Source organism: Sphingomonas sp. GW821-FHT03E12 (assembly GCF_059420685.1).
In genome coordinates this window covers 134,241-151,776 of record NZ_JBWKUF010000002.1, presented here as the reverse complement: position 1 = coordinate 151,776, position 17,536 = coordinate 134,241, and the positions used below count along the sequence as shown (strand labels likewise).

Sequence of the window (17,536 nt, the reverse complement as noted above, 5' to 3'; positions counted from 1 at the left end):
GGCGCTCAGATGTCAGGCCTGTTTCTAGCCCGTAACGACGGTTCCGGTTTCGCCGCCAGCGCATTGGAAGCGGCACGGCGCGCGTTCGCCGCACAGGATTTCCCTGCCCCTGCCGAACACGCCCTGCCCGGCTGGTCGCTGCTGCATTTCCCGTACATCGTCGGCGGGCCGGAGGGAGTGCTGGTCCGCGGCGACGATCTCGCCGCCGCTGCGGGTACCCCCGTCATCGACGGCAAGTTCGGCGCCGCGGCGCTCGAAGCCCTGCTCGGCATGGACCCGCTCGCGCTCGACTGGAGCCGGATCGGCGGCCAGTTCGTCGCCCTGGTCCGCCGCGAAGGCCGTATTTTCCTGTTCGGCGACTATTTCTCGGCCTTCCAGCTCTTCTGCGACACCGGCGACCGGCTCTTCTCGACCTCGCTGCTCGCCGCGGCAGATGCGAAGCCGCGGCTGAGCTTCGATCCCCAGGGCGTGTACGAGCTTGCCTTCAACGTCATGCCGATCGGCGACGACACGGTATTCGCCGAACTCAAGACGCTCTCGCCGTTCGCAGTGATCGAGCTGACGCCGCAGGGCATCATCCGCCACCGCGTCGAAAAGCCGCTCCCCACCGCGCCGTCGCGCGCGCCGCTGGCCGAGCAGATCGCACGCCACCGCGCCCCGCTCGCCGCCATCGTCGGCGCGCATGTCGCGCAGTTCGGCGACCATGTCCGCAGCCCGCTATCGGGCGGACTCGATTCCCGCCTCGTCCTCGCCGCGCTGCGCGAAGCCGGCTGCCGGCCGGAACTCTATGTCTACGGCCTCCCCGGCGACGATGACGTCGAGATCGCGCAGGCGATGGGCGAAGCCTGCGGCTTCGAGGTTGCCTGGACGGACAAATATGCCGAGACCCCGCCGCCCGATGCTTTCCCCGAGCTGGTGGCGCGCAACTTCCACCAGTTCGACGGGCTCCCGACCTTCGGCAACATCTTCGACAATGGCGGGCATGGCGAGGCGCAGCGCAACCGGCACGCGGGCGGCGCGCTCGCGGTATCGGGCGGTTGCGGCGAAATCTATCGCAACTTCTTCTACCTCCCCGATCGCCGCTTCACCGCACACGACATCGCCCGTACCTTCTTCGCGCGCTTCACGCCGAGCGATGCGACGGAGACGTTCGACGCGCACGCGTTCCTCGACGGCATCGCCGCGCGGATCCGCACCGCGATCGAGCCGCCCCCAGCCTCCGGCCGCCTGGACCGTACACGGATCGAGCAGATCTATCCGCGCATCCGCTGCCGCGCGCTGTTCGGGCGCGAGATCAGCCTGGAGGGCCGTTACAGCCCATATCTGATGCCCTTCCTCGACCATCAGGTGGTGGCACAGGCGATGACGATCCCGCTCGGCCTCAAGCATGCCGGCCGGTTCGAGGCGGCGTTGCTCAACGCGATCGATCCGCAACTCGCTGCCCAGCCTTCCGCCTATGGCCACGACTTCACCGGCCTGCCCAGCCGCAAGCACCGCTTCGGCGAATGGTCGACGCGCATCCGCCCGGTCTGGGTCCGCCAGCACACCTATGCGCTGCGCCGCCGCCTCGGCCCGATGGGCGACGAGCATGGCGGGCTGTTGTCGCCCGATTACATGCAGCGGGTGATCGACCCTGAATTTCCGGCGATGCGCCGCTTCTTCCAGATGGAAAGGGTGACCGATAGCGGCCTGTGGCGCCGCATCGCCAACCTCGAATATCTGGCGGCGAAACTGGGTTCGAAGCTCGCGGGCTGATCGCTCACCCAGCCTCCAACCTCAACTCCGTCATTCCCGCGAAGGCGGGAATGACGAGATTGGGCGGGGAAGTGTAGCTACCCCAACGCCTTGCCGAACAACACAAGCAGCCGGCCCCACGCCTTCTCCGCCTGCACCTGATTATAGGCGGCGCTGTCCGGCGGGCACCAGCCGTGCATCGCACCGGCATAGACCTCGATCTCCGCCGGAAGCTTCGCGTCGGCGAAGGCCTTGCGCACCAGTTCCTTCTCGTTCGGGTTGCGCTGGTCGTCATTCTCGGCGACCGCGAACAGGAAGCTCGCCTTCATCTTCGGCACCAGCAAATGCGGGCTGTCGGGCTTGTCGGTCGCGAGGCCGCCGCCATGGAAGGATGCCCCCGCACGGATGCGGCCGGGCAGCGCCGCCGCAGTCTGCATCACCATCGGCCCGCCCATGCAATAGCCGGTGGTGCCGATACCGCGCTTGGTATTCACTTCGGGCTGCTTGTCGAGGAAGGCGACGAACGCCGCCGCATCGCGCATCACCGCGTCGGGCGTCAGCAGCTTGCGCCATTCCATCAGCCGCGCACGCACCTCAGGCTGGCTGAATGCCTCCCCCTCCTTGAGGATCGGCAGCGGCGCGGAACGGTAGAACTGGTTGACCGTCAGCACCGCATAGCCCGATTGCGCCAGCCGCTCGGCCATCTTCCGGAAAGCGGGGCGAAGGCCCATGATATCGGGCCACACCAGCACCGCGGGATGCTTGCCCGTGGCGGGCGCCACGAAATAGGCCTGCACGACCCCGTCGGGCGTCTTGATGGTAATGTCGCGATGCTTCAGCGTCTGGGCGTTGGCGGGCGCGGGCAGCATCGCCGCAAGCGCCGCTGCGCCGGTCATCCCGGTGAAATCGCGCCGCGACACCTTGCCGAAGGCGCGCGCGTTGTCGGCATCGGTCAGTTCGTCACACATCGTCCTGCTCCCCGGGAATCGCGTTATCCCGTGAGCCTAGTTCACACCGCGCGATACCACCAGACGCCGTCGCGCACCTCACGCACCGCCCGCCCCTCGACCTCCAGCCGCCGCAGATGCGCCAGCGTCTCGCCGGTGGCGAGGCCGATCATGTCGCCCTCGATCTTCCGGCGGAACATCCGCCCGAAACAGTCGACCCCACGCCGCGGCTCGGCAAGATGGGCTTCGAGGATGTCGAGCCGCTTCAGATGCTCGTCGCGCAGCGCCGCGAGCCGCACATGCAACCCGGTGAACGGCTCGCCATGGGCAGGCAGCACCAGCAGATCGCCGGGCAAGGTCATCAGCTTGCCAATCGAGGCGAGCCATTCGCCGAGCGGGTCGGCCTCAGGCTCGGTCAAGCCCAGCGAAACGTTGGAGCTGATCCGCGGCAGCACCTGGTCGCCTGCGATCAGCACGCCCTCGGCCTCGTTCCACAGACACGCATGTTCGGGGCAATGGCCCGAAGCCGTCACCACGCGCCAGCTGCCCTCGCCGATCGCGATGGTCTCACCATCGACGATGCGCCGATATGAGAGCGGCAATGGCGCGATCATCTGCCGCATCCGTCCGAAGCCGCCGGCCGAGGCTTCGGCGATCTGCTCCGCGTCCCATCCCGCCGCGCGCCAGAAGGCGATCTGCTCGTCCGGGACCGCATCGCGCGCGTCCGCGGTGAGCACCCGCAAGGTCAGCCATTCGCCGCGCGTCATCCAGAGCCGCACCTGGAATTTGCGGCACAGCCAGCCGGCCAGACCGGCGTGATCGGGATGGAAATGCGTGCAGATCACCCGCCCCACCGGCCGCTGCGCAAGCGGCTCCGCCGCGAACAACGCGCGCCAGGCTTCGACCGCTTCGCCGATATTGAGGCCGGTATCGACCACCGTGGTCGCGCCGCCGTCATCGAGCAGCCAGCAATTGATATGGTTGAGCGGTCCCGGCACCGGCAGCCGGATCCAGCGCACCCCGCGCGCAATCTCCATGGCCTCGCCGATACCCGGCACGCGTTCGCCGAACGGATAGGTCAGGCCGCGATGGCTGGTTGCGACGAAACTCTCGTCCTGAGTCAGCGAAACATCGGGAGAAATAACCGGGCGATCCATACCCGAAACATTGACGGCGCGGAACTCGCTTGTCGAGTCGCCGCGCCGTCACGATACCGGAAAATGGAAAAGCGAATCAGCTACGGAAGATGCTGTCCGGCGTCGGCTCCGCCTCGCCCGGCTCGCGCGACGCGGCATCGCGCTCGGCGCGCAGCTGCTCGATCAGCGCCTCGCGGTCGCCTTCCAGGCGGGTGTCCACCGGCGCCTCGATCCCCGCGGCCTTCGCCGCCTTCGAAACCGCAGCGTCCAGCTCGCGCTGGCTGGTCAGGCCCAGGGTCACCGGGTCCTTCGGCACGATGTTGGCGATGTTCCAGTGGCTGCGATCGCGGATCGCGGCGATGGTGTTGCGGGTGGTGCCGATCAGCTTGCCGATCGCGCCGTCCGAGATTTCCGGGTGGTTGCGGATGATCCAGGCGATGCCGTCGGGCTTGTCCTGGCGCTTCGACACCGGCGTGTAGCGCGGCCCCTTGGTGCGGCGGACCTGCTCGGGGCCCTTGCTCATCTTGAGGCGGTAGTCGGGATCGGCCTGGCCCTTCTCGATCTCCTCCATCGTCAGCTCGTGCGCGCGGACGGGATCGCGGCCGGTCAGCTTGGTCGCGGCGGTGTCGTCCGCAATCGCCTGCACCTCAAGAATGTGCAGGCCGCAGAATTCGGCGATCTGCTCGAACGAGAGCGCGGTGTTGTCGACCAGCCAGGAAGCGGTCGCGTGCGGCATGAGCGGCTGGGCCACGTCAAAGTCTCCAGAAACAATAAGGGCCGCCCTCATCGGGCGGCCGTTCATACCTGCCGATTTAGGCGCATGGGGCGCCAGAGGCAAGCGTCTTGGGGCATATCGTCCTCCGCAACCGCTCAAACCTTGCCCCTCGCGGTGCGGGACCATAGGGTTGCGCCGGGTCCGCCAACAGGCTCCCGCCACGTCAGAGAGGAATCCGCATGAAACGAGCCCTTCTTCCCCTCGCCTTCACCGCAGCGCTTGGCCTCGCCGCCTGCAGCGACAAGGCGAAGAACGAGGCCGCCGAGGCAGCCAACGCGATCGGTGCCGACGTCAACGCCACCATGTCGGCGGCGGAGCAGGACGTCAAAGCAGCGACCGAAGGCGCGCTCGGCGACGCGCAGAACACCGCGGACAGCATCGGCAACAGCATGAACGAAGGCGCGGACAAGGTCGGCAACGCCGTCCAGGCCGCAGGCGACGAACTCAAGAAATAAGCTTCGGGGCCGCCGTCGCGGCCCCGCCTGTCCCCCTGCCCGATCGAGGTTCCGTGATGCGTGCCCTGCTCCTCCTTCCGCTGGCGCTGCTCGCCGCGTGCAACTCGGCCGACGATGCCACCGGCGTCACCCGCGACGAGGCGGCACAGCTCAACGCCGCCGCCGACATGCTTGACATCAACGCAACTGATCCGGACAAATCCGAACCCGAGAAACAGTGAGGGGAGGATGAACATGCGACGGCTAGGCACAACCGATATCTCGACCCCGCCGATGGTACTCGGCGGCAACGTCTTCGGCTGGACCGCTGACCGGGAGCGCAGCTTCACGCTGCTCGACCGGTTCGCGGATGCGGGCGGCACGCTGGTCGACACCGCCGACATGTATTCCAGCTGGGTGCCCGGGCATCAGGGCGGCGAGTCCGAGGCGATCATCGGCGAGTGGCTCAAGCGTTCGGGCCGCAAGGTCCAGATCGCGACCAAGATGGGGATGCTGAGCAGCGACAGCCACGCCCGGCTCGCCCCGCACAAGATCGCGGAGGCGTGCGACGCGTCGCTCCGCCGCCTCGGCGTCGAGACGATCGACCTCTATTTCGCGCATCTCGACGATCCCGACACGCCGCAGGAAGAGGTGCTGGCGGCGTTCGGCAAGCTGATCGAAGCGGGCAAGATCCGGAACCTCGGCGCGTCCAACTTCACCGCCGCCCGGCTCAAGTCGGCACTCGATATCGCAACGCGTGAAGGCCTGCCGCACTATCATGTCTTCCAGCCCGAATATAACCTCCTCGTCCGGACAGGATTCGAAGGCGAGCGCCAGGATCTGTGCGTGACGCACAATATCGGCGTGGTCCCCTATTTCGGTCTCGCCTCGGGCTTTCTCAGCGGCAAGTATCGCAGCGCCGCGGACATCGGCGACGCCGCGCGCGCCGGCCGCATCAATCAGGCGATCGATCTGGGCGGCCTCAGGATCCTCGAGGCGATGGACGGCGTCGCCGCGGAAACCGGCGCGTCGCTTTCGCAGATCGCGCTCGCCTGGCTCGCCGCGCAGCCCGGCGTCACCGCGCCGATCGCCAGCGCCACCAGCATCGCCCAGCTCGACGAACTGATCGCCGGCTGGGACCTCGAACTCTCACAGGACCAGCTCGACCGGCTCACCGCATCTGGAGTCTAGAATGGATCATGTCGCCGCGTACCGGGAACAGGGCTATGCCATCGTCCGGGGCGTCTTTGCACCGGATGAAGTCGCGGCGATCGCTGCCGCGGTCGATCAGATCCACGCCGAGGGCGTCGCACACGGCCGCAGCTTCCGCCACGGCAATCTCTTCTACAATGTCGCGCCCGATGCCGACGGAACGCCGCTGGTCCGCATGGTCCAGTGGCCGTCCTACCACAACGCCGCGCTCAACGCCGTCCGGCTCGACCCGCGCTATCTTGCGATCCTCGAGCCGCTGATCGGCGCCGACCTCAAGCAGATCATCAACCAGCTGCACTGGAAGGCGCCGGGCTCGCTCGGCGACTTCGCCTGGCATCAGGATTCGCGCTTCCGCAAGCCGGACAGCGTCTATCGCAACCTCGGCACCTCCTACATCCAGACCGGGCTCGCGATCGATCCGCACACGCCGGAAAGCGGGGCGATGCGCTTCATCCCGCGCAGCCACGCCGCGGGGTCGCTCGATCTCGACACCTCGACCGAGGTGCTCGGCACCGAGATGAGCGACGACGCCCTCATTGCCGCGGGAATCGATCCTGCACAGGTCGTCGATCTCGTCCTCGATCCGGGCGATGTCGCGCTGTGGAACCCCTATCTGGTCCATGGCTCCGGCCGGAACCGCGCGGATCACCAGCGCCGACTCTACATCAACGGCTATGTCGCCGCAGCCGATTGCGATCGCGGCGAATGGGCGTTCCGCGACGGCAAGCCCGTTCCGCTCGGCCCCGAACCCGCGCTGGTCCACTATGAAGAGCTGCGCGAGGATCCCGACCCTCATTATGTCTAGGCAAAACCCGTCAGGCTGACGCTTCAGGCGGCCAGCCGCACCCGCCCGCCGCCGCGCGTCTTCGCGCCATAGAGTGCGACGTCGGCCCGGCGCAGCGTGTCGCCGATCACATCGTCCTCGCCCATTGCCGCCGCGCCGACGCTCACCCCGACCCGCGCCGCGACACCGTCGAGGACAAAGGGTTCGGCCGCGATCCGTTCGACGATCCGCGCGCCGAACCGCTCGATGCCTTCCGGGCTGAGCACCGGCGCCAGCAGCGCGAACTCGTCGCCGCCCAGCCGCGCGGCCTGACCATGCCGGCCCGCCAGCCGCACCAGCCGTTGCGCAACCTCGCGCAGCACCTGATCGCCCGCCTCATGCCCGTGACAGTCGTTGACCGGCTTGAACCCGTCGAGGTCGAGGTAGAAGAGCGTCCCGCCGACGCCGCTGCGCCCGGCGGCTGCGTGCATGAACCCCGCACGGTTGAGCAGCCCGGTCAGCGGATCGTGTGCTGCGCGATGGGCATGCGCTGCTTCAGCTTCCATCGTCGCGATCATCATGCCGTTGAGCCGCTTTGCCGCCTGCGACATGCTGAACAGCGCCAGCGGCGCCTGGATGGTGGTAACAAACAGCACCGGATCGCCCGCGAACGCCGCCGCAACGGCCATCGGCCCCAGCGCGGCGCTGCACACCAGCAGCACGAAGCGCGGTGCGCCGAAATAACGGATGCTCATGCCCCCGGCGATACACGCGGTGGCGATGTTGACCACGATCGCTGCGGCATAGTCGCCGCTCAACGTCGTGATCGCCGCGCCATAGCCCAGCGTCGCCGCCCACAATGCCGTCATCAGCAGATACAGATCGGTTCCGGTCGCCGCGCCACGCCGCGCCGCGCGCCTGTCGCGGTTGAGCAGCGCGATCCGCAGCCCGATCGTTCCCAGTTCCAGCCCAAGCCAGATCGCGAACAGCGGCGTCTGATGCCGCCACCAGATCGCGGCGGCGCACATCAACGTCGCCAGCGCGGCGGAATAGAAGATCGCCAGCGAACTGTAGAGCGTGCTCACCTGCGCGACGTGAATCGCCCGGCTCACCGGACGGCCGGTGCGGGTGAGCCAGTTCATCACGCGCCAGCGCGGCAAGCTGTACTTAAGGTCGCCGTCCAAACCGTCCTCCGGCTGCTTCCGTTCCGCTACGGTAACGACACGGGGTTAACGTAGCGTTCGCCACGCTGCTTTTGCGCCAAGGTCATTGCTCCCGGCGCCCCGCCCCTTAAGATGGCGCGATGCGTTTCCGTCAGCTCGAAGTCTTCCACGCCGTCTATCTTCACGGTTCGATCAGCGCCGCGGCCCGCGCGCTCGGCGTCTCGCAACCCTCGGTTTCGAAGACGCTCCACCATGCCGAGGACAGCCTCGGCATCCCGCTGTTCCAGCTCTCGCGCGGCCGATTGATCCCGACCGACGAGGCGCATGCGCTGATGCGCGAAGCAGGCGACCTGTTCGAGCGGCTCGACACGCTGCAGCAGACCGCGCGCAATCTGGCGCAGGCGGGCGGCGGCCATATCCGGCTCGGCATTGTGCCCAGTCTCGCGCTCGACGTGGTGCCGCAGGCGATGGCGCAGTTCCGCCGCGAATGGCCGCGCGTGACGTTCGAGGTGCATACCCACCACCATGACGATCTCGTCCGCTCGCTGATCGGGCGCGAGATCGATCTGGCGATCGCCTATACCCCGCCCCCGCATCCGCGGCTGACGCATCAGGTTCTGGCCGAGGGCGAGCTGGTGGTGCTGTATCCCGACGGGATGTTCGCGCCCACCGGGAGCCGCTTTCCGCTCGATCTGCTTGCCGATCGCGACGTGATCGGCGTCGCCGCCACCGGCCCGATCGGCGACGTGCTGACCCGCGCGGCGCGCGAACGCGGGCTCGTCTTCCGTGAGACCGTGTCGGTCCAGACCTTCTTCATTGCCGCGCGGCTCGCCCAACTCGAAGGCGGCGTCACCGTGATCGACGAGTTTACCGCCCGCGCCTGGGCCGCGCCGGGCTTCCGCTGGCTGCCGACCGATCCGCCCCTGCGCTTCACCATTTCCTGGACGGCGCTGGAAGAACGCCAGCCCTCGCGCGTCGCGCGGCTGTTCCTGCGCACGCTCGAGAACACTCTGGTCGAGAGCCGCCGCCAGCCATAACTCCCGGCTATGGGAAGCGGATCGATTCCGGACTTCGCACGTCGCGGCGGAGCGACCATCTTTCTGCCGCGCCGTCGCAAGGACGATGCGCGGGGGAGTAGGCAGCCTGTTTCGATCGACCATCCTGAACCGGCATGATCGATGAGCCGTCGCGAGGAGATCATCGTGCTCGGCGCCGGTGTCGTCGGCATGGCGACTGCGCTGACGCTCGCCGGGCGCGGTCACCGCGTGACGGTGGTGGACGGTGCCGGCGGCCCCGGCCTCGGCACGTCCTTCGCCAATGGCGCGCAGCTCAGCTATGCCTATACCGATGCGCTGGCGAGCCCCTCGGTGCTGCGCCAGATCCCGCGCATCCTGCTCGGCCTCGATCCGGCACTGCGGTTCCAGCCGCATCTCGACCCGGATTATCTGCGCTGGAGCATCGCCTTCCTGCGCAATTGCAGCGCGGACAGCTTCCGCCGCAACACGCTGGCCGGCCTGGCGCTCGCTGCCCGGTCCCGACTTGCGCTCGACCAGCTGACCGAACGCTACGCGCTCGAATACGGCCAGAGCGTCCCGGGCAAGATCCATATCTACCGCACCGCCGCCTCCTTCGCCGCGGCCGAAACGATGGTCGCGCTCAAGCGTGCCAACGGCATCACCCAGACGTTGCTCGATCCGGATGCCGCCGTCGCGCTCGAACCGATGCTCGCGCCGGTGCGCGACGAGATCGCCGGCGCGCTGCACACGCCCGGCGAAGCAGTCGGCGATCCGCACCGCTTCTGCACCAGCGCGCACGAAGCGCTGATCCGCGCGGGCGGCAGCTCGATGTTCGATCTTCCGGTTCAACGGATCGAGACGCAGGGCAGCCAGCCCGCGATCGTCACCCGCTGCGGCACCCGCGTCCCGGCCGATCGTATCGTCCTCGCCGCGGGCCCCGGGGCACCGCGGCTCGCGCGCAGCCTGGGCGTATACCTCCCGGTTCAGCCGATGAAGGGCTATTCGATCACCGCCCCAACGGGTGCCGCCGCACCCCATGCGAGCATCACCGACGTCGCCAATCGCGTCGTCTTCGCCCGGCTGGGCAACCGGATCCGGATCGCCGGTCTCGCCGAAGTCGGCAGACGCGATACGCGCGTCGAGCCCAATCGGCTGAAAGCATTGACCGACAGCGCACGCGCGGCGCTGCCCCAGGCGGCGGACTATGACAGGATCGAATCGAGCTGGGCGGGGTTGCGTCCGATGACCCCGGATTCGCTGCCGATCACGCGGACCATTGCCCCCGGCGTGATCGCCAATACCGGGCATGGCGGCCTTGGCTGGACCTATGCCGCGGGATCGGCGGAACGGGTCGCGCAGATCATCGAGGGAACCGCCTGACGCCGCACAGGCCCGGCGGACACTGAGAGGGAGGGAAGCGACGATGAAAACCGAATCAGCCGCAGCTCTCCCGGCCGGGTCTTCAGCTGTCGCGCCGCACATGCATCCTGTTTCGCCAAACGCCGTTGATGACCTGGGCTGGTCCCGTTCCAGCCGTCCCGACTGACCGGAGTTGCGCGATGACCGAGACGACGCCCCCCGAGCCGATCGCCCCAAGCGCCCAGCTGCGCCCGTTCCATCGCGCGCTTGGCTGGTGGTTCGGCGTTGCCCTCTGGAAGCGCATCCTCGGCGCATTGGTGCTCGGCGCGATCGCCGGGGTCGCCTGGGGACCGGGCGCCACATCCATCGCCTGGATCGGCGAGCTGTTCGTGCGGCTGATCCGCATGCTGGTCGTGCCGCTCGTCTTCCTCACCATCGCCGCAGGTGTCGCCGCGCTCGCCGATCCCAAGCGCCTCGGCAGCATCGGCGTGAAGACGCTCGCCATGTACGTCTTCACCACCACGCTCGCGGTCACCACCGGCCTGATCGTGGCGACGCTGATCGGCCCCGGCATCGGCGCGACCTTTGCCGATGCCGTGCCGCGCGCGATGGGTACCCCGCCCGATACGGCGCGGATGTTCATGGAGATCATCCCCGACAACCCGGTCAGCGCGATGGCGGACGGCAAGACGCTGTCGGTGATCTTCTTCGCGATCCTGGTCGGTGCAGGCGTGATCGCCGCGGGCAAGGGCGCCGAGCCGGTGCGCGACTTCCTCAACGGCGCGTCGGACGTGATGCTCAAGATCGTCGGGTTCGTGATGGAGACCGCGCCGTTCGGCGTCTTTGCGCTGATTGCCGTGGTGATGGGTACCAGCGGCCCGGCAAGCTTCCTCGCGATCCTCAAGCTTGCGATCTGCGTCGTCGCCGGATCGGCGGTGGTCACGCTGCTGATACATGGCGTGATCGTCGTGCGGCTGATGGCATGGCTGTCGCCTTTGCCCTTCTTCCGCGGCATTGCCGACGCGATCATGGTCGGCTTCTCGACCTCGTCCAGCTCGGCCACCCTCCCGGTCGCGATCCGCGTCGCCCAGAACAATCTCGGCATCTCCAAGCCCGTCGCCTCCACCGTCCTCCCGCTCGGCGCGACGATCGGCATGGACGGCGCCGCAATGTATGTCGCGATGCTCACCCTGTTTTCGGCACAGGCCTTCGGCCTCGACCTGACATGGGCCGACTATCTGGTGATCGCCGCCACCACCACCATCGTCGCCATGGGCGTGGCGCCGGTACCGTCGGGATCGTTGTTCGTGCTCGCCGCCGTACTCCACGCGATCGGCATCACGCCCGAGCAGACCGCGCTCGTCGTCGGCTTCGTCCTGCCCTTCGACCGGATCCTCGACATGACCCGCACCGTTCCCAACGTCACCTCCGATCTCGCCATCGCCACCGCCGTCGCGCGCTGGGAGGGCGAGATGGACGTGAACATCTACAACTCGGCCAATGACGTGTGAGCGCAAGACCGATTGCCATCTTTTCAACCACCGCATGGTTGCGGCGTTCGCGGCAAAGGGCCATCGGATCGCGATCCGATGGGCGGCGCCCGCTCAACCCTGTGACCATCATCCCCGGCGCAAAGGCGATTGAACGATGAACCTACCGATGAAACCCCTCCTCGCCGCCTTCGCGCTCGCCAGCCTCGCCGCCTGTGCGCCGCGTGCCGCGCTGCCGCCGGCGGCAGCGCCGGCTCCGGTTGCGCCGGCCGCCGCGCCCGCCAAGGAACGCCAGGCCTTTGTCGCCGCCGCGCATCCGCTGGCGGTCGAGGCCGGGCTTGAGGTGCTGCGCAAGGGCGGCTCGGCAGTCGACGCCGCGGTCGCGGTGCAGGCGATGCTGAGCCTGGTCGAGCCGCAGAGCAGCGGGCTTGGCGGCGGCGCCTTCATGGTCCGCTACGATGCGAAGACCAAGGGGATCACCGTCTATAATGGCCGCGAGACCGCACCCGCCGGTGCCACCCCCGACATGCTGCTCGGCCCCGACGGCAAGCCGCTGTCCTTCGCCACCGCAGTCGTCTCGGGCCGCGCCACCGGCGTCCCCGGCGTCGTCCGGATGCTGGCACTGGCGCAGGAAAAGCACGGCAATCTCGCCTGGAAGGATCTATTCGGCGACGTCATCCGCACCGCCGATCAGGGCTTCACCGTCACCGAACGGCTGGCCGACATGATCGCCAGCCGCGCCCCGCAGGCACGCGGCGCCGACGCGGTCGCCTATTTCCGCAATGAGCGCGGCGAGCAGATCAGGACCGGCGATACGCTCCGCAACCCCGCCTATGCCGCCTTCGTCCGCCGCCTCGCCGCGCAGGGCCCCGACGCGATGTACAAGGGCGAGACCGCCCGCCGCATCATCGCCCGGCTGCGCGAAGGCGATCTCGCCAGCACCATGACCGAGGCAGACATCGCCGGCTACAAGCCGGACGTGCGGGACGCGGTGTGCAACCCCTACCGCATCTACATCCTCTGCGCGCCGCCCCCGCCCTCCTCGGGCGTCGGCCTGCTCCAGCTGATGGCGATGATCGAACGCACCGATATCGGCACGCGCGGTCCCAATGATCCCGTCGCCTGGGTCAAATATGCCGAGGCGAGCCGCGTCATGTATGCCGATCGCGATGCTTATGTCGGCGACGTCGCGACCGTCCCGGTCAAGGGCATGCTCGACCCCACCTATGTCGCGAGCCGCGCCGCGCTGATCGGCGACCGCGCCGGCCCCGCGCCGCAGCCCGGCACGCCGCCGGGCGCCGTCACCGCACGCATCGACGCCACCAACGAAGTCGCCGGCACGTCGCACTTCATCGTCATCGACGGCGAGGGCAACGCCGTGTCGATGACCACCACGGTCGAGAGCATCTTCGGCAGCGGACGTATGGTCGACGGCTTCTTCCTCAACAACCAGATGACGGACTTCTCCTTCATCCCCGAAGGCCCCAATGCGATCGCGCCCGGCAAGCGTCCGCGCTCGTCGATGGTGCCGACGATCGTCCTCAACCCCGACCGCAGCCTCGCCGGCGCGATCGGTTCGCCCGGCGGCAATGCGATCCTCGCCTATGTGTCCAAGGCACTGCTCGGCATCGTCGAGTGGAACATGCCCGTCGCCGACGCCATCGCACTCCCCAACCTCGTCGCCCGCGGCTCCAGCTTCAACGGCGAGGAAAGCAAGTTCGCCCCCTCCATCCTCGCCGGAATGGCCGAGCGCGGCGTGGTGGTGCGCGGCGGATCGGGCGAGAATTCGGGCCTGCACGGCGTGATGCTCCGCAATGGCGGGTTCGATGGCGGCGCCGATCCGCGCCGCGACGGCGTCGCCCGCTCGATCACTTTGCCTGCGAGGAAATGACCATGCGCCACCTGCTTCCCGCCGCGGTGATGATCGCGGCCTTCGCTCTCCCCGCCGCCGCGCAGGAGGTAAAGGTCGAGGAGGTCAGCTTCCTCAGCCGTGACGGGAGGACGCAGGTGAAGGCCTATCTGTTCAAACCCGCCAACGCCCCGGGCAAGCTCCCCGCGGTCGTGATGCTCCACGGCCGCGGCGGCGCCTATTCCTCGCTCGCCAAGGGCAAATACGATGCCTCCACCCTGTCCAGCCGCCACAAGGCATGGGGAGAGCTGCTGGCGAGGAACGGCTATGCCGCGCTGATGGTCGATGATTTCGGCGCGGTCGGCTTCCCTGCCGGGTTCGCAGCGGGCACCTACAAGGACCGGCCCGCTGCGGTGGACGAGGTCGATTTCCGCCCGCTCCACGCCTATGGCGCGCTCCGCTTCCTCCAGTCGCGCGCTGATGTGATCCCCAACCGCGTCGCCTTGCTCGGCTGGTCCAACGGCGCCAGCGCCACCCTCGCAGCGATGGCCGACGACAAGCCCGGCGACATGCGCAAGATCGGTTTCGTCGCCGGTGTCGCGCTTTACCCCGGCTGCGGTCTCAAGAAGCGATTCGAGAAGGACGGCTACAAACCCTACCATCCCGTCCGCGTCTTCATGGGCAGTGCCGACGAGGAGGTATCGCCCAAGCTCTGCGAGTCGCTGGTCGAGCGCAGCAAGGCCAAGGGCAACGACATCGCACTACGCATGTTCGAGGGTGCGACCCACAGCTACGATACACCGACCAAATCGCGTCAGTCGGTCGAGGCCAATGCCATCGCCAAGGCCGCGACCGAAACCGACGTGCTGGCGTTCCTGGCGGCGAAGCTGAAGAAGTAAATTCCTCCCCGGTACGGGGAGGTGGCATCGCGCAGCGATGACGGAGGGGCCGCCGACGCAGTCGGCGGGAACGCTCTCAGCAAGCACCGCCGTCTACGCGGCGGCCCCTCCACCGCCTTCGGCGGTCCCCCTCCCCGTACCGGGGAGGAATTTAATCGCTTCGCCCTTGCCCCCATCCCCTCCGATGCGCCAAAGCACCCGGCAATGACTGCCCGCATCGACATGGGACTCGACAGCGGCGGCAACCCGGTTGCCGTCGATCTGGAAGAGCTGCTTGCGACCCGTCTGCTCGTCCAGGGCAATTCGGGCTCGGGAAAGTCGCATCTGCTGCGCCGCCTGCTCGAGGGCAGCGCAGGCTATGTCCAGCAGGTAGTGGTCGATCCGGAGGGCGACTTCGTCAGCCTCGCTGACGCCTTCGGCCATATCGCAGTCGACGCCGCCGAATACAGCCTGACCGAGCTCGGCCGCGTCGCGATGCGCGTGCGTGAGCATCGCGCGTCGGTGGTCCTCAACCTCGAAGGGCTCGAGATCGACGGCCAGATGCGCGCCGCCGCCGCCTTCCTCTCCGCCCTGTTCGATGCCCCGCGCGAGCACTGGTACCCGGTCCTCACCGTGGTCGACGAGGCACAGCTCTTCGCCCCCGCCGCCGCGGGCGAAGTCTCGGAAGAGGCGCGCCGCACCTCGCTCGCCGCGATGACCAACCTCATGTGCCGCGGCCGCAAGCGCGGGCTTGCCGGGGTCATCGCTACCCAGCGCCTCGCCAAGCTCGCCAAGAATGTCGCCGCCGAAGCCTCCAACTTCCTGATGGGCCGCACCTTCCTCGATATCGACATGGCCCGCGCCGCCGACCTGCTCGGCATGGAGCGCCGTCAGGCCGATACGATCCGCGATCTCGCCCGCGGCGAGTTCCTCGCCCTAGGCCCCGCCATCACCCGCCGCCCGATCAGCGTGAGGATCGGCGAGGTGAAGACCGGCTCAAAGGCGGTCAGCCCCAAGCTGATGCCGCTCCCCACCGCTGCGGCGGAGGACATGCGCGACATGTTGTTCGCACCCGGCGCAGAGGAGGAGGTACCACCCCCGCCGCCGCCCGCGCCGGTCCCGATGGCGGACCTGATGCGGAGTATCGCGACCCCCGCGCCCGCGCCGGTCCCCGACATGCCGGTGCTTGAAGAAGGCGAGCAGGAAGCGGTCCGCCGCGCGATTCTCGCCGAGATTGCGGGCGAAGGCGCCAATGGGGAGGGGCGCCAGCCGCTCCCGACCGTGTTCCAGGACTACACCGTCCGCTGCCGGATGCGCGGCGTCGAGCCGGGCATGGACCTCGCCGCGTTCCGCTCGGCGCTCGCGCTCGCCCGCGCGGGCATCGCCGACGCGGAGGGTTGGGATGAAGCCCTTACCCTCGCCGCCTCCTTGCCGGAAGAAATGCTGACGCCCTTTCTCGGCATCGCTCGCGCCGCCCGTGCGAACGAGGCATGCCCGTCCGACGCGCAGCTCGCCGCGCTCTACGGCACCAGCTCGCTCGGCCGTGCCAAGCGGATGATGGCGCATATCGAGGAAAAGGGGCTGATCGTCATGCGCACCGACCTGTCGGGCAAGCGGACCGTCAGCCTGCCGCATCTCGGCTGGACGACCGCGCCATCCTGGCCCGATCCGGCCAAGCCGCCGCCCGTAGGACGAACGGTGGTCCGCGCAGCCGAACGCGCGCGCCTGCTCTAGCCCCCTGGGCCGAAAAGCGAGATGCCCGCGTAGACCAGCAGGCCACAGGCGGCGATCGCTTCGATATAGCAGAACAGCCTGCGCGGCGCGCGCGGCGTCGCCGCACCTTGGGCCGCATCGTGGAACGCCCCGGCCGCGTTATGATTCAGTGTGTTGCGCATTCCACCTCCCCCCAGAGCCAGACGGATGCTGCGCTCAGGCGTCACGCGTGTCGAGTCATTGTTTCGTCACACGACAGCCTGATTGTGCCGTTTACAGGCGCTCGGCCGGCTCGCCCGCCTTCCCGGACCGCGCCGCGACCAGAAACTCGACATTCCCTTCCGGCCCCGTAATCGGACTGCGCGTCACACCCTCGACCGCCCAGCCAGCGCCTTCCAGCCAGGCCACGACTTCGCCGCAGACCCGCTCATGCACCACGGGATCGCGCACCACGCCTCCCTTGCCCACTTCGTCGCGACCGGCCTCGAATTGCGGCTTGATCAGCGCCACCACCCACGCGCCTTCGCGCACGAAGGAGAACGGGCGCTCCAGCACCTTGGCGAGGCCGATGAAGCTCGCGTCGCAGACGACGATATCCACCGGCTCCGGAATATGCGCCGCAGTCAACACCCGCGCACTGGTCTGCTCATGCACCACGACGCGCGCGTCCTGCCGCAGCTTCCAGGCGAGCTGATTGGTCCCGCTATCAACCGCATAGACGCGAACCGCCCCGCGGGTCAGCAGCACATCGGTGAACCCGCCGGTCGAGGAACCGACGTCGATCGCCACCATGCCGGCAGGATCGATCCCGAAATGGTCGAGCGCATGCGCCAGCTTGACCCCGCCGCGCGAAACCCAGGGGTGGTCGCGGCCCTTCACCTCCAGCGGCGCGTCGGGCGCGATCGGCTGGCCGGGCTTGTCCACTCGCTTGTCGCCACTGAACACCAGCCCCGCCAGGATCAGCGCCTGCGCCCGCGTCCGGCTCTCGGCCAGCCCGCGTTCGACAAGCAGTTGATCGGGACGTGTCTTGGCCATGCGCCGCGCTGTAGCGCAACGGAATCCATTTT

At 68.2% G+C, this 17,536-nt stretch carries 17 protein-coding genes; 11 read left to right on the top strand and 6 right to left on the bottom strand.

What is annotated here, in order from left to right; translation table 11 throughout:
• The first annotated feature begins 9 nt into the window (after positions 1–9).
• Positions 10–1,755 (top strand): asparagine synthetase B family protein, encoded by a 1,746-nt coding sequence (locus AC07TU_RS06135; protein WP_495187040.1) that lies wholly within the window; start codon positions 10–12, stop codon positions 1,753–1,755.
• Positions 1,756–1,832: 77 nt separating this feature from the next.
• On the opposite strand, the gene AC07TU_RS06130 is transcribed toward AC07TU_RS06135, so the two are convergent.
• The 3 genes from AC07TU_RS06130 to AC07TU_RS06120 all read right to left on the bottom strand — a co-directional run bounded on the left by AC07TU_RS06130 (position 1,833) and on the right by AC07TU_RS06120 (position 4,568).
• The gene (locus AC07TU_RS06130) at positions 1,833–2,702 is read right to left on the bottom strand and encodes a dienelactone hydrolase family protein (RefSeq protein ID WP_495187039.1); all 870 of its coding nucleotides are present in this window, start codon (positions 2,700–2,702) and stop codon (positions 1,833–1,835) included.
• Positions 2,703–2,743: 41 nt separating this feature from the next.
• A complete protein-coding gene (locus AC07TU_RS06125) occupies positions 2,744–3,838 on the bottom strand; it encodes an MBL fold metallo-hydrolase (RefSeq protein WP_495187038.1) in 1,095 nt (364 codons plus the stop codon).
• 76 nt (positions 3,839–3,914) lie between these two features.
• A complete protein-coding gene (locus AC07TU_RS06120) occupies positions 3,915–4,568 on the bottom strand; it encodes a DUF1013 domain-containing protein (RefSeq protein ID WP_495187037.1) in 654 nt (217 codons plus the stop codon).
• A gap of 203 nt (positions 4,569–4,771) precedes the next feature.
• On the opposite strand from AC07TU_RS06120, the gene AC07TU_RS06115 reads away from it, so the two are divergent.
• From AC07TU_RS06115 to AC07TU_RS06100, 4 genes are read left to right on the top strand one after another with little or no spacing between them, the layout of a single operon-like run.
• Positions 4,772–5,047, top strand: coding sequence for a hypothetical protein (locus AC07TU_RS06115; RefSeq protein WP_495187036.1), 276 nt, complete (start codon positions 4,772–4,774; stop codon positions 5,045–5,047).
• A gap of 56 nt (positions 5,048–5,103) precedes the next feature.
• Positions 5,104–5,268: a hypothetical protein gene (locus tag AC07TU_RS06110; protein ID WP_495187035.1), complete on the top strand. Its 165-nt coding sequence runs from the start codon at positions 5,104–5,106 to the stop codon at positions 5,266–5,268.
• Between the two features lie 7 nt (positions 5,269–5,275).
• Positions 5,276–6,217 carry an aldo/keto reductase gene (locus AC07TU_RS06105; RefSeq protein ID WP_495187034.1) on the top strand — a complete coding sequence of 314 codons (942 nt, stop codon included), beginning with the start codon at positions 5,276–5,278 and terminating at the stop codon, positions 6,215–6,217.
• Position 6,218: 1 nt separating this feature from the next.
• Positions 6,219–7,043, top strand: coding sequence for a phytanoyl-CoA dioxygenase family protein (locus AC07TU_RS06100; protein WP_495187033.1), 825 nt, complete (start codon positions 6,219–6,221; stop codon positions 7,041–7,043).
• 23 nt (positions 7,044–7,066) lie between these two features.
• Here AC07TU_RS06100 and AC07TU_RS06095 read toward each other — a convergent pair whose 3' ends face one another.
• Entirely contained in the window at positions 7,067–8,185 is a 1,119-nt protein-coding gene (locus AC07TU_RS06095) for a GGDEF domain-containing protein (protein ID WP_495187032.1), read from the bottom strand.
• Positions 8,186–8,304: 119 nt separating this feature from the next.
• On the opposite strand from AC07TU_RS06095, the gene AC07TU_RS06090 reads away from it, so the two are divergent.
• The 6 genes from AC07TU_RS06090 (at position 8,305) to AC07TU_RS06065 (ending at position 16,490) form a co-directional block, all read left to right on the top strand.
• The gene (locus tag AC07TU_RS06090) at positions 8,305–9,201 is read left to right on the top strand and encodes a LysR family transcriptional regulator (protein ID WP_495187031.1); all 897 of its coding nucleotides are present in this window, start codon (positions 8,305–8,307) and stop codon (positions 9,199–9,201) included.
• A 141-nt stretch (positions 9,202–9,342) separates the two neighbouring features.
• A complete protein-coding gene (locus tag AC07TU_RS06085; RefSeq protein ID WP_495187030.1) occupies positions 9,343–10,560 on the top strand; it encodes an FAD-dependent oxidoreductase in 1,218 nt (405 codons plus the stop codon).
• Between the two features lie 179 nt (positions 10,561–10,739).
• The gene (locus tag AC07TU_RS06080) at positions 10,740–12,050 is read left to right on the top strand and encodes a dicarboxylate/amino acid:cation symporter (protein WP_495187029.1); all 1,311 of its coding nucleotides are present in this window, start codon (positions 10,740–10,742) and stop codon (positions 12,048–12,050) included.
• A 136-nt stretch (positions 12,051–12,186) separates the two neighbouring features.
• Positions 12,187–13,920 (top strand): gamma-glutamyltransferase family protein, encoded by a 1,734-nt coding sequence (locus AC07TU_RS06075; RefSeq protein ID WP_495187028.1) that lies wholly within the window; start codon positions 12,187–12,189, stop codon positions 13,918–13,920.
• A gap of 2 nt (positions 13,921–13,922) precedes the next feature.
• Positions 13,923–14,777 (top strand): dienelactone hydrolase family protein, encoded by an 855-nt coding sequence (locus tag AC07TU_RS06070; RefSeq protein WP_495187027.1) that lies wholly within the window; start codon positions 13,923–13,925, stop codon positions 14,775–14,777.
• Positions 14,778–14,981: 204 nt separating this feature from the next.
• Complete coding sequence (locus AC07TU_RS06065; RefSeq protein ID WP_495187026.1) at positions 14,982–16,490, top strand: helicase HerA domain-containing protein; 1,509 nt, start codon at positions 14,982–14,984, stop codon at positions 16,488–16,490.
• Here the strand turns inward: AC07TU_RS06065 and AC07TU_RS06060 are convergent.
• Positions 16,487–16,651 (bottom strand): hypothetical protein, encoded by a 165-nt coding sequence (locus AC07TU_RS06060; RefSeq protein WP_495187025.1) that lies wholly within the window; start codon positions 16,649–16,651, stop codon positions 16,487–16,489. The two genes, AC07TU_RS06065 and AC07TU_RS06060, sit on opposite strands and share 4 nt — an antisense overlap.
• Before the next feature lie 91 nt (positions 16,652–16,742).
• The gene (locus AC07TU_RS06055; RefSeq protein ID WP_495187024.1) at positions 16,743–17,504 is read right to left on the bottom strand and encodes a TlyA family RNA methyltransferase; all 762 of its coding nucleotides are present in this window, start codon (positions 17,502–17,504) and stop codon (positions 16,743–16,745) included.
• Positions 17,505–17,536: the final 32 nt, after the last annotated feature.

Coding starts and splice junctions, on each gene's coding strand:
- AC07TU_RS06135 (WP_495187040.1), top strand. CDS start 10: ATGTCAGGCCTGTTTCTAGCCCGTAACGACGGTTCCGGTTTCGCCGCC.
- AC07TU_RS06130 (WP_495187039.1), bottom strand. CDS start 2,702: ATGTGTGACGAACTGACCGATGCCGACAACGCGCGCGCCTTCGGCAAG.
- AC07TU_RS06125 (WP_495187038.1), bottom strand. CDS start 3,838: ATGGATCGCCCGGTTATTTCTCCCGATGTTTCGCTGACTCAGGACGAG.
- AC07TU_RS06115 (WP_495187036.1), top strand. CDS start 4,772: ATGAAACGAGCCCTTCTTCCCCTCGCCTTCACCGCAGCGCTTGGCCTC.
- AC07TU_RS06110 (WP_495187035.1), top strand. CDS start 5,104: ATGCGTGCCCTGCTCCTCCTTCCGCTGGCGCTGCTCGCCGCGTGCAAC.
- AC07TU_RS06105 (WP_495187034.1), top strand. CDS start 5,276: ATGAACATGCGACGGCTAGGCACAACCGATATCTCGACCCCGCCGATG.
- AC07TU_RS06100 (WP_495187033.1), top strand. CDS start 6,219: ATGGATCATGTCGCCGCGTACCGGGAACAGGGCTATGCCATCGTCCGG.
- AC07TU_RS06090 (WP_495187031.1), top strand. CDS start 8,305: ATGCGTTTCCGTCAGCTCGAAGTCTTCCACGCCGTCTATCTTCACGGT.
- AC07TU_RS06085 (WP_495187030.1), top strand. CDS start 9,343: ATGAGCCGTCGCGAGGAGATCATCGTGCTCGGCGCCGGTGTCGTCGGC.
- AC07TU_RS06080 (WP_495187029.1), top strand. CDS start 10,740: ATGACCGAGACGACGCCCCCCGAGCCGATCGCCCCAAGCGCCCAGCTG.
- AC07TU_RS06075 (WP_495187028.1), top strand. CDS start 12,187: ATGAACCTACCGATGAAACCCCTCCTCGCCGCCTTCGCGCTCGCCAGC.
- AC07TU_RS06070 (WP_495187027.1), top strand. CDS start 13,923: ATGCGCCACCTGCTTCCCGCCGCGGTGATGATCGCGGCCTTCGCTCTC.
- AC07TU_RS06065 (WP_495187026.1), top strand. CDS start 14,982: ATGACTGCCCGCATCGACATGGGACTCGACAGCGGCGGCAACCCGGTT.
- AC07TU_RS06060 (WP_495187025.1), bottom strand. CDS start 16,651: ATGCGCAACACACTGAATCATAACGCGGCCGGGGCGTTCCACGATGCG.
- AC07TU_RS06055 (WP_495187024.1), bottom strand. CDS start 17,504: ATGGCCAAGACACGTCCCGATCAACTGCTTGTCGAACGCGGGCTGGCC.